Here is a 13,863-nt window from a genome sequence, read left to right on the forward strand (position 1 = left end):
TATTTAGCTTAATTTAGTATTAGAACTAAAGAAGCGTATGAACAGCACGAGCCTGAAATCGTTTTTAACGAGCCATCTGAATGTTGATGAACAAGATATTCTGACCCTACTATCCCATTGTACGACCAAAAAAGTCAAAAAAGACACCTTCCTATTGCGGAAAAACGAACGTTGCAGCCATACCTTCTTCGTTGAAAAAGGATTACTAAGACAATATTCCATAGACGAAAAAGGCAAAGAACATATATTGGCCTTTGCGCCCGAAAGTTGGTTCGTTACCGATCGTGAAAGCAGTTATTTCAATGCTCCTTCCGCCTATTACATTCAGGCCTTGGAAGACAGTCAAATCGTTCTGATCGATGAAAATTTCATTCAAGGTCTCTCTGAAAAAGTGCCCTCTTTTACCAATTTCAACAATAGGCTGCTACACAATCATATTCGACATTTGCAGAGAAGGGTAAACACCCTATTGAGCGATTCTGCCAAAGAACGCTACCTCCAATTTATAAAGACATATCCCGACATTCTCATACGCGTGCCCCAAACGATGGTTGCCTCGTATTTGGGTATCACGCCCGAAAGCCTGAGCAGGGTACGCCGAGAACTGGCCCGCAAAAACCAAGTAAACTACCTCGGGGCAAGCTCGCGAGGCATTAAAAAAAATACACCTTGATTTCGAGGCAAGCCTCAGAGCATTTAATCTCGATTATCGAGTAAAATAGGTTCTTACCATACATCAATGCACAGCTTGGTCACTGATGATAAATTTGTGGTATTAAATCTAAAAGATATGAAAACAAGAGCAGTAGAATTAGTGGCCAGCCCAAAAGCCCCACATTTTGTAGGTGACGGATTTAGGGTACATAATTTCATTCCGAGCGGCTTTCGGTTAGATATGGAGCGCATGGATCCGTTTATTATGATGGATTACAACTCTAAGTTTTATTTTTCGCCTACCGACTCGCCTCGAGGGGTAGATGTACACCCACACAGAGGATTTGAAACCGTAACCATAGCTTACAAGGGCAAAGTAGCCCACCATGACAGTAGTGGTGGTGGAGGTGTCATAGGCGAAGGTGATGTACAATGGATGACCGCGGCAAGCGGCGTACTCCACAAAGAGTACCACGAAGAAGAATGGGCCAAAAAAGGAGGCGAATTCCAAATGGTACAACTTTGGGTAAACCTGCCCAAAAAAGACAAAATGAGCGCGCCAAAATATCAAGCCATTAAAAAGGAAGATATCAACCGCTACCCTTTACCCGATCAAACAGGGGAAATTGAGGTAATTACCGGAAAATACAAGGATACCGTAGGCACGGCCTCTACCTTTACACCGATCAACATGCTCAACGCTAGGTTGAAAAAAGGGGGCAAGGCCGATTTTTCCTTCCCGGAAAATTACAACACCGTACTACTGGTTATTGAAGGCAGCATTGTGGTAAACGGGAAAGAAGAAGCCCCTACCGACCACTTGGTGTTAATGGAAAACAAGGGTGAAAACTTCACTATCGAAGCTACAGAAAACGCCGTGGTATTGGTATTGAGCGGAGAACCTATGAACGAGCCTATAGCGGCCCATGGCCCTTTTGTAATGAATACCAAGGAAGAGCTTATGCAAGCCTTTCACGATTTTAACAATGGAAAATTCGGATATCTGGAAAACTAAAAAACATGAAAACAAAAGAATACGGCAATAATGAGATTACCATTCTCTGGAAACCGGAAAAATTCATACATGCGGGCATCTGCGTAAAAATGCTACCACAAGTGTACGACCCAAAAAGGAAACCCTGGGTCAATATAGCTAACGCCAGCACCGCAGCACTGCGCGACCAAGTGGCCCAATGCCCTTCGGGCGCTTTAAGCATAAAATAAACCCTATAAAACGGCATCCCTAAATAGTTGCCGTTTTTTTGTGCCCCGGAAATACTAATTTTATACGTTTGACAGACAATGCCTTTTAAAAGGATCAAAAAAAGTAAAGCAAAACCTCTTTTCAAAAATAGAGATATGAGCGAAAAAAATCCCATAGAACAGCAGTACTTCACAAAGAAGGACATATCTTGAAAAACCTTATATCCAAATAAAAACAGAACACTATGGCTGGAGAAAAAAACCTTGCGGAAATGGTAAAGGGAATGACCCCCAAGTTGAACCCTGGGGAATTTGTATTTGTAACCCTCAAAAACGCCGACCATATCGCCCGTAAAGATATCCTCTGCGAATTCAAGGAACACGAAGGTACTACCCTAGTAATTACAAAACCAAAAGCCGACGAACTAGGACTCACCTATGATTATATTGCATCTTGGATTACCCTATCGATACATTCATCGCTAGAAGGGGTCGGACTTACCGCCCTATTTTCTTCGGAACTGGCCAAACACAATATTAGCTGTAACGTCATAGCCGCCTATTACCATGACCATATTTTTGTAGATATTAAGGATGGCGCAAATGCTATTGAGGTGTTAGAACGCTTGTCTAAGAGCTATTCGTAAAATTGACACCAATAAAGTTTAGTATCGCCTTTTGGGGTAATGCCCACCATCTTTACTTGTCATCATCTATTTTAGTATCTTAGAAGCCTTAATACCTATCTAACCCATGCCAATTGTTATTGTTACCGCCGGAATTCTTATTCTGTTTATCCTTATCGCCCATTTCAAACTCAACGCTTTTATTTCCTTTATCATCGTATCCCTTTTGGTCGGGGTTGCCCAGGGCTTAGATTTTGAAACGGTAAGCCAATCTATACAAACGGGCATAGGCAATACCTTAGGCTACCTTATCCTCATCTTGGGCCTTGGCGCCATGTTGGGAAAATTAGTGGCCGATAGCGGTGCCGCACAGCGTATAACCACCCAATTAGTAGAGAAATTCGGAAAAAAACACATTCAATGGGCCGTAGTGCTCACTGGTTTTATCGTGGGCATCCCCATGTTCTATACGGTGGGTTTTGTTATATTGATCCCATTGGTTTTTACGGTTGCCGCGGCCACAGGCTTACCCTTGATATATGTAGGTCTTCCCATGTTGGCCTCACTTTCGGTTACCCACGGCTACCTTCCTCCCCATCCCGCCCCTACGGGCATTGCGGTCATTTTTAAAGCCGATATAGGCAAAACACTACTCTACGGTATTCTTGTGGCCATACCCGCCATTGTTGTTGCAGGCCCTATTTTATCGCGCTTTATCAAAAATGTGGAGGCCACCCCGCTAAAGGAGTTCTTAAACCCGAGAATTTTGACCGATGAGGAAATGCCCAGTACTTCAACCAGTATGTTGACGGCATTGCTTCCCGTTATCCTTATTGGATTTGCTTCGGTAATAGCCCTATTACTTCCTGAGGAAAATATATTTAGAAAAGCGACCGATGTTTTGGGGAATCCCGTAATCGCCATGCTCATTTCGGTCTTGGTGGCCATATATACATTAGGACTGGCTCGTGGTAAAAAAATGAAAGATGTGATGGATTCGGTGTCAAGTGCCGTTTCTGGCATAACCATGGTACTTTTGATCATAGCAGGTGCCGGTGCCTTAAAGCAAGTACTCATAGACAGTGGCGTTAGTGAGTATATTGGCGAAATGCTCAAGGGCTCCACTATTTCACCACTGGTCTTGGCATGGTTGATCACTACCGTTATTAGGGTCTGTGTAGGCTCGGCAACCGTAGCGGGCTTAACTGCCGCCGGCATTGTTTTACCATTGATCGCCAATACAAACGTGAGTCCGGAGCTGATGGTACTCGCTATCGGATCGGGCAGTCTAATGCTCTCGCATGTGAACGATAGCGGTTTTTGGCTTTACAAGGAATATTTCAACCTATCGGTGAAAGATACTTTAAAAACATGGACCGTTATGGAAACAACGGTAGGTGTAATGGGACTAATAGGAGTGCTTGTATTGGACATTTTTATTTAAAACGATCAGACCTCAATGGCAGATTTCAGTAACATGAACAGAAGAAAATTCATTAATAGATCGGTATTGGCCCTGGCCGGAACCACGCTTTTTGGCTGTTTCAACCGCAATCGGTTCAAATTCGAAAAAAACCAGGTCGTAGGATGCTTTGGCGATAGCATTACCTTTGCCCAAGGTAACGGGTATGTAGAAATGCTTCAGGAAAAATTCAATGAGGAAAGGCCCGAACTAAACCTGAAATTTATAAACCTCGGAAAAAACAGTGAAACCGTAACCGGCCTTACGGAAAAAGACCATCCTGGACCAAGACCTTATCTTTTTGAACGGCTCGACCAAGCCCTTGACAATAACGACATAGACGTTGCCCTCTTCTGTTACGGCATGAACGACGGTATATACGGCAAACCTTCGGAAACCCTCTTCAACAGCTTTAAAATAGGGGTATATTCCTTTCTTGAAAAGATGCGGCAACGAGATATCAAGACCATATTGATCACCCCTCCTCCCTTGGCCCTCGCCATAGCCCCTAGAAAAGACCCTGAAGCCACATCCTTCGGTTACAAGAATCCCTATCCAAAATATGACGAAGAAGTCTTAAAAGAGTTTACCCGTATCATACTCGAAATGCAACACCCCTATGCCAATGCACGCATAAACATCCGCGATGTACTTTACGGCCAAGACCCATGTTACGACAAAGACCCTATTCACCCGAATAAAGCCGGACAACGCCTGATTGCCGATACGATTTTCTCGAAACTAGCGTTTTAACATTGCCTTAAGCCCCCATGGCAAGGTATTTGTTATCTTTATCTTGGATTTTTTTTATTCGATGATCAAAAACTATTCGGCACTGTTATTCACTGTAATGCTGTTTTCCGTTTCGGGAATGGCCCAAACCGATATTCCCCAAAAGAAAGATTTAAAAATCGATACGGCCAACAAAATCGATGATAACGCAAAACCCAATCAAGGTACTTCCTTAAAAATTCCATCCGTTGTAGACGACCAACCCCAAGTGGATTTTGATTTTGCGAAGCGCAATCCCGTCAAAATGATCGATGACCGCGAACTGGTACAGGCCGGTGCCGGTATGAAAATCGACCCAAAAGTAGGGCCAAGACAACCCAAGGAAGGTTCTAAACAACACTTTGCCGATATGTATTTGGGCGATGTCAAGAACAATGGAAAGTTTGTCGGTATCGTATGCCGCGACCATGAATTTGTAGACGGCGACCGTGTAAAAATATATGTCAACGGCGATGTCGTAGATCCCAACATTCTTTTAACCAGCTCTTTTAAAGGCGTAAACGTCGATTTAAAAAAAGGATTCAATCGTATCGATTTTGAAGCCCTTAACGTTGGCTCCTCTCCCCCGAACACCGCTCAGATCAATGTCTATGATGACAAGGGCGAACTTATCTATGCCAATAAATGGTTGCTATCGGAGGGATCAAAGGCTACCTTGATCATTACCAAGGAGTAACGCTATTCGCCGGCACCCGGGGTATAGATTTTTACCGAGTGTTTTAATACATCTTCGCGATAATAGGCCGCATCCTTCCAATCGATATTGATGTATTTTTCGGTCTGGTCGTCAAAATGGGGCGATTTTGGATTTCCACTTTGTCCACCTGCCAAAATAGTTTTTGCCTTTACCTTATCGCCAAACTCAACGGCCGCCACAAAGCTATTGCCCCTTGTGCCGTATATCTTTTTGGCGCCCGGCGCCGTATATCTAGCACCAAAGGCCGCCAAAGCCCCCCAAGTACCGGAAGCAAAGCCAACTCCCACACTGGGCAAACTATCGTTGAAGGCTTGTTTTATATCGCCGTTCAATCTTTGATACCTATTGATTTCCCCCCATGGAATTTTCCATGAACCGAAATCGGTTTCTAAATTGCCCACTACTTCTTCGAACAAACCCAGCTTTTCGGTATCGGGCGAATCGCTTCCCCAAAACTCTATCAACTCCATACTATTAAGTCCTTTCGGCCTCTTTGCCTTTTGGTAACTAATAGTGCCATAAAAATGGGCCAAGGTCATAGCTTCGGAGGTTTTCGATGTTCTATAATCCCATCCCCGTAACACTTCAATGGCTTCTTTCAAATTTGGTTTTGGATGGGCGTCGTATGCTTTTACCAGTCCGGGAATCAAGGCTTTAAAAGCGGGCAAATAGGGGTCGTGTGCCAATTGGATCAAACTATCCAAAGTGTAGCCTTTTCTATCGGTCAATAATGCTATGGCATGCACCCCCCTAAAATTCTCTTGATCACGGGACATGTAATATGGGTAGTCCTCTTTTTTAGGGCTAAACTCCGCTGCCGAGGTAAACGGGGTGGAATTACAGTTTTGGATCCAACCGTTTACCGGATTTAACACCGAAATATTCTCGTCTACCGTGTGCAACCCTTGCCAATCGGTTCTAGGGTCGCTGCCATCTACGGGCTCAGAATAGTTAAACTGCACATCACGTTTAGGAACAAAATTACCATGGAAGTAAGCAATATTGCCCTCTGCATCGGCATAAACTGTATTGTTGGAGGAGTTGGTTCGGATATCCATCATATCCCTAAAGCCTTTATACCCCTCTTGCTTGGTCCTGATATAGGATTGCTCCAAGGCCTTGACCGGTTCCCACATCATGGCCGAGGCCGTCCATTGACCATCTACCAAATGGGTGATGGGGCCGTGGTGGGTACGGTAAGCCGGGAAGGATTTTTCCTTTAACGAATCACCATCCTTATACTTTAAAACAATTTCGTATGATTCTACTTCGCGCAGTTCTTCCCCGTATTGATATAACAGCTTATCCTCTTTTTTTACAATGGTTTCCTTAAACTCGTCCATCACATCGGTATAGGTAGAAGTATGCATCCAGCCGGTCTTTTCATTGAATCCTTGATACACAAAAAACTGCCCCCAGGTAACCGCACCATAGGCATTTAATCCCTCTTCGCTTACCACATGCACCTCGCCCCTGAAATAGAAGGAAGTATGTGGGTTGATCAGCAACATGGTATTGCCCGATTGCGTTAATTTTCCGGAAAGGGCAATACCATTAGAACCTTGGGGTTCTTCCATTTCCTTTTTTTTCTTCATTTCCAAAAGCTCCATTTCCGGCAGCTCCATCCCACTGTCGTAAAAAGCCTTTATTTTTTTGGCAGCTATTCTTTCAATGTCCCCACCAATACTTCCTTCGCTAAAGTACATGGGCATCCAAGGCTCAAAGCGATCCAGTAATTTGGGTTTTACCTCTGGATGGGTGTACAAATAATAATTTATGCCATCCGCAAAGGCATCACAAAGCTCTTGTAACCATTTGGGACTTTTTTTATAATTCGCCTTCGCCTCTTCCTCCGTCATAAACAATTTGGCCCTTAGATCACTATAAATGGCTTCCTCCCCTTCTACCTCGGCCAATCTACCCGTGGCCCATATATAATTTTGTTCCACCCGGTTAAAATCGTCTTCGCATTGGGCATACAATAGTCCAAAAACGGCGTCGGCATCCGTTTTGCCGTAAATATGGGGCACCCCAAAGTCGTCCCTGATAATTTCGACATTTTCGGCCCTGGCCTTCCATTGTTCCTCTTCCGAAGTACCAGTGGTTTCGGGCTTACAGGCAAGAATCAGTAAAAAAGCAAAAAAATACGGAATGCGGTTCATTGAAATGGTTTTATGAAGTCTGAAGTTAACCTTTTTCAATTAATTTTACCAGCTTCCACTAGCCCCACCGCCTCCGGAGCCTCCGCCCCCGCCCGAGAACGAACCGGAACTTCCGCCCGAACTAAACGAATGTGTACCCGAGGAAGAAAATGTTCTTCCCACATAGGCTTTGTCACTTTTTATCCATGATAGTTTTAGATCTTCCTTACCTCCCAATTTTAGTTTGATTAAGGCAATGCATATGGCTATACCCCAAAAAGGCAGCAATCCCCATAACCCTAGGTACGGGTCGTCTATAAGCCTCGCTATGTTGTACCCTATATAGCTCTCGGAGGTATAGATATTATAGACTACTCCGAGCGGGGCAAGAATAAATACCAGTCCCAACAACGAAAAGAACGAAGCCGAAATCAGCATAACGAAACCAGGCAAAACCCCCAACTTTCCCGTAAAAACACCTCTAAACACCTCAATTAACGTCCGATATCCCCTAAAGAAGGAAAAGCCCCCGACCCCTACAAAAAGGAGCGCGAATACCCCCAAAAAGATGTTTTCGAAGGTTTTGGCCTTACGTTCACTTGCCGCAATATCGCTTTTAAATTCGGCCAAGGCCTCGGGATCGTTCAAAAAGTTGATCATTTGATTTACCGCAGCATCGATTCCCTCGTAGTAACGTTCGTCTTTAAAATTGGGAATCATTGTATTCCGTATTATTCGCGAAGCCACGGCATCGGTTATATAGGGCTCCAAACCATAGCCCACCTCTATACGCACTTCCCTATCGAATTTTGAGAACAAAACCAGAAGTCCGTTATCCTTCCCGCTTTGGCCTATGCCATTTTGGTTAAAAAGGCCATTCGCATAGGTTTCTATCGTTTCAAAATCGAGTTTATCGATGGTAACGACCACCAATTGATTGGTAGTTTCCCTTTCAAAATCAACAAGCTTTTGGTTCAGGTCGAAAACTTGGGCAGCGGTAAATATTTGTGCGCTATCGGTAACAAAATCACGTAGTTCGTAATATTGTTGTTGTGCGGCAGCAAATAGATAACCCAGTAAAAAAACAAGTGTAAAGGCTTTTTTGCGCATGCTTTGTATAATACCTACTTCAAATATAAACCCTTTATCAGAATATGGATCAATTTTAAAACGACAAGGGGAAAGCCTTTGATTCTTTAGATTTAAAGTAACTTGCACCTATATTAACCAGCACTTTATGTCAGAAAAAAAAGTTAGCATCCTTACCGCGTTCAAGACCATAATCTGGCCAAGACGAAACCTCGTATTTATTGGCCTGGTGCTTATTGTCATCAGTAAGGCCGCAAGTTTTGTAGCCCCTATGTCCTTAAAATATTTAATGGACGACATTATACCCAACAAAGACCTTGACTTCTTAAAATTACTGGTTGGGGCGGTAGCATTGGCTATACTGGTGCAGGCGGTCACCTCTTTCTTATTGACCAAGATATTAAGTGTACAGGCCCAATTCTTGATTTCAGAACTCAGGGCGCAGGTGCAGAAAAAAGTACTCTCCCTTCCTATTAGTTTTTTCGACAACGCCAAATCAGGTGCCTTGGTATCACGTATCATGAGCGATGTCGAGGGTGTTCGAAACTTGATCGGCACAGGTCTGGTGCAACTCGTAGGGGGTAGCATCACGGCCGTAGTATCACTTATATTACTTTTACGCATCAGTTGGACCATGACCATCTTTACCTTGGTACCCTTGGCCATTTTCGCGCTGATTGCCCTAAAGGCCTTTAAGATCATTCGTCCTATTTTTAGAAATCGCGGAAAGATAAATGCCGAGGTAACTGGCAGACTCACCGAAACTTTGGGCGGTGTACGTGTAATTAAAGGTTTCAACGCCGAAGAACAAGAAAACAAAATTTTCGAAAAGGGGGTCGACCGACTTTTTCAGAACGTAAAAAAGAGTTTGACCGCCACGGCCTTTATGACCAGTTCTTCCACCTTTCTTTTAGGTATTGCCACAACAGGTATAATGGGTATTGGCGGCTATAAGATCATGATGGACGAGCTGACCATAGGCGAATTCTTGACCTTTACCTTTTTATTGGGTCTGATGGTGGCCCCTATAGTCCAAATGAGCAACATCGGCAGCCAACTTACCGAGGCCTTGGCCGGTTTAGACCGTACCGAAGAGCTTATGAACATGGTACCGGAATCCGATGAAGAAAACCGCACCATTGTTCTCGATGAAATTCAGGGAAATATTGTTTTCGATGATGTTTCCTTTGCCTATGAAGAAGACAAGGAAGTCTTGCACAACATCAGTTTTGAGGTAAAACCAGGTAACGTGGTCGCCTTGGTAGGAAGCTCAGGCTCTGGAAAATCTACCATAGCAGGCTTGGCCGCTACTTTCCTTAATCCCCAATCGGGTAAAATCACCATTGACGGAAAAGACCTGGCGCAAGTGAACCTAAACAGTTTTAGACAGCATCTCGGCGTAGTCTTACAAGACGATTTTCTTTTTGAGGGCACCATACGCGAGAATATTCTTTTCCCACGTCCCAATGCTACGGAAGAGCAATTACAACAAGCGGTGGAGGCTGCTTATGTCAACGAGTTTACCGATAGGTTCGAAGACGGACTCGACACTTTGATCGGGGAGCGGGGCGTTAAACTTTCGGGCGGGCAACGCCAACGTATTGCCATAGCCCGAGCCGTTTTGGCCGACCCTAAAATCTTGATACTAGATGAAGCTACCTCTAATTTAGACACCGAAAGTGAAGCCTTAATCCAAAAAAGTTTGGCCACCTTGACCGAAGGCCGAACCACCTTTGTGATCGCCCATAGGCTGAGCACGATTCGCAAGGCCAACCAGATTTTGGTTATAGAAAACGGTAGAATTGCCGAAGAAGGCACTCACGACGAGCTGATTGCCAAAGAAGGCAGGTACTTTAACCTATTTACGTATCAGGCAAGGATTTAACTCTCAGGAGCCAATTCCACTACCAAGCCATCCAAATCAGGAGTCATATGGATCTGACAGCCCAAACGACTGTTGTCTTCCACATTGAAAGCTTCGGCCAACATAGCATCTTCGTCATCCGATTTCTCAGGAAGCTGATGGTCAGACTGTACGTAGCATTGACAAGAAGCACACATGGCCATACCGCCACAGATACCAATGGTTCCCTCTGGGGCCAATTCGTACGAGCGAACCACCTCCATAAGGTTCATGTTCATATCGGTTGGGGCGTCGACCTCATGGGTAACACCATCTCGGTCGGTAATTTTTATTTTTATATCACTCATTGATAAGGGAATTAGTAGTAAGTAGTTAGGAGTTAGTTGATTTGCTTCGGGTCATTGATTGTATGAGCCCGAAAAGCATTTTAGAAATTTCGTTTGATTGTTCAATAAATTTGGATGTCTCTTCAGAGTCCAAAAAAAATTCAGTCTTTTTGATAAATATAGCATTGACCTTACCTCACTATTTGAGCTTGTTGCAAAATATAAAAAACTAATGAAATCAGGGTTCGTACTTCGGTCAAGACCTTCAGCTATATTATTGGAAATAGATATGGAAGCTCTTAGGATTTGGTCTTTAAAGGAGTAATCTCTAGAATCGGAAAAATTTTGATAAATCGCTACAGCAAAATCTTGTGCTTTTTGCCACACCAATAAATCCTCAAATTTTTTAACAGCCATTATTTCAGTTACGCTAGTTATATTTTCCTAACACCTAACACCTAAGTCCTTAATTTATACTTTTAACAACCGCCTTTGGCGCTTCCTTCTTACTACCGTCAAAACCGGTTACCCCGCCAACGGTCGTATATTTCATTACGTACTTCTTATCAGGATAAATACGCTGATAAGCACTTTGACACATGAGGGTCGCTTCATGAAAGCCACAAAGAATCAGTTTCAACTTCCCGGGGTACGTGTTTACATCGCCAATGGCATAAATTCCCGGTACGTTAGTCTGATAATCGAAGGTATCTACCTTTATGGCATTCCGCTCGATTTCAAGACCCCAATCGGCAATCGGTCCCAATTTGGGAGAAAGTCCGAACAAGGGTACAAAATTATCAACTTCCAAGGTAACATCCTCACTCGGATCTGTTGTTTTTCTAATAGTAACGGCTTCCAGTTTATCTTCCCCTATAAGACCCGTTATCTCCGCGGGCGTAATCAGGTTGACTTTACCTTCATTCTTAAGCTGCTGTACTTTTTCCACCGAATCAAGTGCTCCCCTAAACTCGTTTCTACGATGTACAAGCGTAACTTCTGAGGCCACATCGGCCAAAAAGATACTCCAGTCAAGTGCGGAATCGCCTCCTCCTGCAATAACCACCCTTTTATCGCGGTATACCTCGGGATCTTTTATGATATAGGCCACACCGTTATCTTCGTATTTTTTCAGGTTTTCAAGTAATGGTTTTCGGGGTTCAAAACTACCGAGTCCACCTGCAATAGCCACAATGGGGGCATGGTGTTTAGTTCCTTTGTTCGTTGTTACGATAAAGGTACCATCTTCCAATTTTTCGATGGTCTGTGCCCTTTCTCCCAAGGTAAAACCAGGCTCAAAGGGCTTGATCTGCTCCATTAGGTTGTTGACCAGATCGCCAGCCAATACTTCTGGAAAACCAGGTATATCGTAAATCGGTTTTTTTGGATAAATCTCGGAACATTGTCCACCTGCTTGAGGTAGCGCATCGATTAAATGACATTTGAGCTGTAACAGGCCTGCCTCAAAAACGGCAAAAAGCCCAGTTGGGCCAGCTCCAATAATCAATATGTCTGTTTTGATCATTGAGTTTTACATTAAAGTTCGGACGAAATTAAGATTAAAAGACGGGTAAGAATATGACAAAGATCAGCCTCTTAGGCGACATTTATCACCTCTTCGATTTGCGGGGCATATTTTTTAATGGTCATTTCAACACCGCTCTTCAAAGTCATTTGATTGACACTACACCCTACACACGCCCCTTCGAGCTTTACTTTTACGGAATTTTCGTTATCTATAGAGATTAACGATATATCTCCGCCGTCACTTTGTAAAAAAGGGCGAATTTCTTCAAGCGCTTTTTCTACATTCTGCCTTAGTTCTTCCGATGTCATATTACTTTTTCTTAACAGCGGAACAGCCCGCCATTGTTGTTATCTTAATTGCTTCCGTTGGAGGCAGGCTCTTATTTCTGCCCACAACCTCTTGAACCACGTTCTTGGTCAACTCTTCAAAGGCTTCCTCTACGGCCGTGGCCGTTTGCATAGCCGCCGGTCTTCCTATATCACCTGCTTCGCGTATACTCTGTACCAAGGGTATTTCCCCTAAGAAAGGCACGCCTAAATCTTCAGACAGATTTTTTGCCCCTTCCTTACCAAAAATATAGTACTTATTATCGGGAAGCTCCTCAGGTGTAAAATAAGCCATATTCTCTACAATTCCCAATACGGGAACGTTTATAGAATCTTGTTGAAACATGGCCACACCTTTTCTGGCATCGGCCAGGGCCACGTTCTGCGGCGTACTCACCACTACGGCACCGGTTACGGGCATGGCCTGCATGATGCTCAAGTGGATATCCCCGGTTCCGGGCGGAAGGTCGATCAGCATAAAGTCAAGATCGCCCCAATGTGCATCGAATATCATTTGATTCAAGGCTTTAGCCGCCATAGGACCACGCCAGATGACCGCTTGGTCGGGCTGGGTAAAAAATCCAATAGACAACAGCTTTACGCCGTAGCTCTCTACCGGTTTCATTTTTGATTTACCATCAACATTGACCGCCAAGGGTTTCTCAAGGGCCACGTCGAACATAATAGGCATCGAAGGCCCATAAATATCGGCATCTAAAACCCCTACCTTAAAGCCCATTTTTGCCAAGGTCACCGCTAAATTGGCCGTGACGGTAGATTTACCTACCCCTCCTTTACCCGAGGCGACTGCAATAATGTTCTGTATACCGGGTATGGGCTTCCCCTTTATTTCGTTCGTTTTTGGCTTTGCCGGGGCATCTACCTTTATGTTTACCTTGATCTTGGCCTTTTCGTACACCTTCTGGTGTATGACCTTCAAGATTTCCACTTCGGTCTTTTTACGTGCCTGCAGGCTAGGATTACCAATGGTAATATCTACCTCGACCTCATCACCAAAAATTTGAATATTCTTAACCGCACCGCTTTCTACCATATTTTGCCCCTCACCGGGTACGGTAATGTTCTCTAGTGCCTTTAAAACTTCCTTTTTATCAATCTTCATTATATAAACTCATTCTAAAGAACAAAGATAGG

The 13,863-nt window shown here is 43.9% G+C and carries 15 protein-coding genes; 8 read left to right on the forward strand and 7 right to left on the reverse strand.

The window, feature by feature from the left end; translation table 11 throughout:
- Window positions 1-37 precede the first annotated feature (37 nt).
- From ZOBGAL_RS06045 to ZOBGAL_RS06075, 7 genes are all read left to right on the forward strand, one after another.
- Entirely contained in the window at window positions 38-673 is a 636-nt protein-coding gene (locus ZOBGAL_RS06045) for a Crp/Fnr family transcriptional regulator (protein ID WP_013992641.1), read from the forward strand.
- Window positions 674-790: 117 nt separating this feature from the next.
- Window positions 791-1,669: a pirin family protein gene (locus ZOBGAL_RS06050; RefSeq protein WP_046287372.1), complete on the forward strand. Its 879-nt coding sequence runs from the start codon at window positions 791-793 to the stop codon at window positions 1,667-1,669.
- 5 nt (window positions 1,670-1,674) lie between these two features.
- Entirely contained in the window at window positions 1,675-1,878 is a 204-nt protein-coding gene (locus tag ZOBGAL_RS06055) for a (4Fe-4S)-binding protein (protein ID WP_013992643.1), read from the forward strand.
- A gap of 224 nt (window positions 1,879-2,102) precedes the next feature.
- Window positions 2,103-2,504, forward strand: coding sequence for an ACT domain-containing protein (locus ZOBGAL_RS06060; protein ID WP_013992644.1), 402 nt, complete (start codon window positions 2,103-2,105; stop codon window positions 2,502-2,504).
- A 106-nt stretch (window positions 2,505-2,610) separates the two neighbouring features.
- Window positions 2,611-3,927 carry a gluconate:H+ symporter gene (locus tag ZOBGAL_RS06065; protein ID WP_013992645.1) on the forward strand — a complete coding sequence of 439 codons (1,317 nt, stop codon included), beginning with the start codon at window positions 2,611-2,613 and terminating at the stop codon, window positions 3,925-3,927.
- Window positions 3,928-3,942: 15 nt separating this feature from the next.
- Window positions 3,943-4,698, forward strand: a complete 756-nt coding sequence (locus ZOBGAL_RS22625; protein WP_013992646.1) for an SGNH/GDSL hydrolase family protein — start codon at window positions 3,943-3,945, stop codon at window positions 4,696-4,698.
- A gap of 61 nt (window positions 4,699-4,759) precedes the next feature.
- On the forward strand, window positions 4,760-5,413 hold the full coding sequence (locus ZOBGAL_RS06075) for a hypothetical protein (protein ID WP_013992647.1): 654 nt from the start codon (window positions 4,760-4,762) through the stop codon (window positions 5,411-5,413).
- A gap of 2 nt (window positions 5,414-5,415) precedes the next feature.
- Here the strand turns inward: ZOBGAL_RS06075 and ZOBGAL_RS06080 are convergent, their stop codons facing one another.
- Both ZOBGAL_RS06080 and ZOBGAL_RS06085 read right to left on the reverse strand, forming a co-directional pair.
- Entirely contained in the window at window positions 5,416-7,596 is a 2,181-nt protein-coding gene (locus ZOBGAL_RS06080; protein WP_013992648.1) for an acylase, read from the reverse strand.
- A gap of 45 nt (window positions 7,597-7,641) precedes the next feature.
- On the reverse strand, window positions 7,642-8,685 hold the full coding sequence (locus ZOBGAL_RS06085; protein WP_013992649.1) for a TPM domain-containing protein: 1,044 nt from the start codon (window positions 8,683-8,685) through the stop codon (window positions 7,642-7,644).
- Window positions 8,686-8,812: 127 nt separating this feature from the next.
- Here ZOBGAL_RS06085 and ZOBGAL_RS06090 point away from each other — a divergent pair, with 127 nt between their 5' ends.
- On the forward strand, window positions 8,813-10,549 hold the full coding sequence (locus tag ZOBGAL_RS06090; protein ID WP_013992650.1) for an ABC transporter ATP-binding protein: 1,737 nt from the start codon (window positions 8,813-8,815) through the stop codon (window positions 10,547-10,549).
- Here ZOBGAL_RS06090 and ZOBGAL_RS06095 read toward each other — a convergent pair.
- The 5 genes from ZOBGAL_RS06095 to ZOBGAL_RS06110 form a co-directional block, all read right to left on the reverse strand.
- Window positions 10,546-10,875 carry a 2Fe-2S iron-sulfur cluster-binding protein gene (locus ZOBGAL_RS06095; protein ID WP_013992651.1) on the reverse strand — a complete coding sequence of 110 codons (330 nt, stop codon included), beginning with the start codon at window positions 10,873-10,875 and terminating at the stop codon, window positions 10,546-10,548. The genes ZOBGAL_RS06090 and ZOBGAL_RS06095 overlap by 4 nt on opposite strands.
- A gap of 51 nt (window positions 10,876-10,926) precedes the next feature.
- On the reverse strand, window positions 10,927-11,271 hold the full coding sequence (locus ZOBGAL_RS24025) for a four helix bundle protein (RefSeq protein WP_013992652.1): 345 nt from the start codon (window positions 11,269-11,271) through the stop codon (window positions 10,927-10,929).
- Between the two features lie 49 nt (window positions 11,272-11,320).
- Window positions 11,321-12,379: an NAD(P)/FAD-dependent oxidoreductase gene (locus ZOBGAL_RS06100; protein ID WP_013992653.1), complete on the reverse strand. Its 1,059-nt coding sequence runs from the start codon at window positions 12,377-12,379 to the stop codon at window positions 11,321-11,323.
- Between the two features lie 71 nt (window positions 12,380-12,450).
- On the reverse strand, window positions 12,451-12,690 hold the full coding sequence (locus tag ZOBGAL_RS06105; RefSeq protein WP_013992654.1) for a NifU family protein: 240 nt from the start codon (window positions 12,688-12,690) through the stop codon (window positions 12,451-12,453).
- Window position 12,691: 1 nt separating this feature from the next.
- Entirely contained in the window at window positions 12,692-13,831 is a 1,140-nt protein-coding gene (locus ZOBGAL_RS06110) for an Mrp/NBP35 family ATP-binding protein (RefSeq protein WP_013992655.1), read from the reverse strand.
- Window positions 13,832-13,863: the final 32 nt, after the last annotated feature.

Origin of the sequence: Zobellia galactanivorans, from assembly GCF_000973105.1 — a bacterium.
In the GTDB taxonomy this organism is placed as follows: Bacteria; Bacteroidota; Bacteroidia; order Flavobacteriales; family Flavobacteriaceae; genus Zobellia; species Zobellia galactanivorans.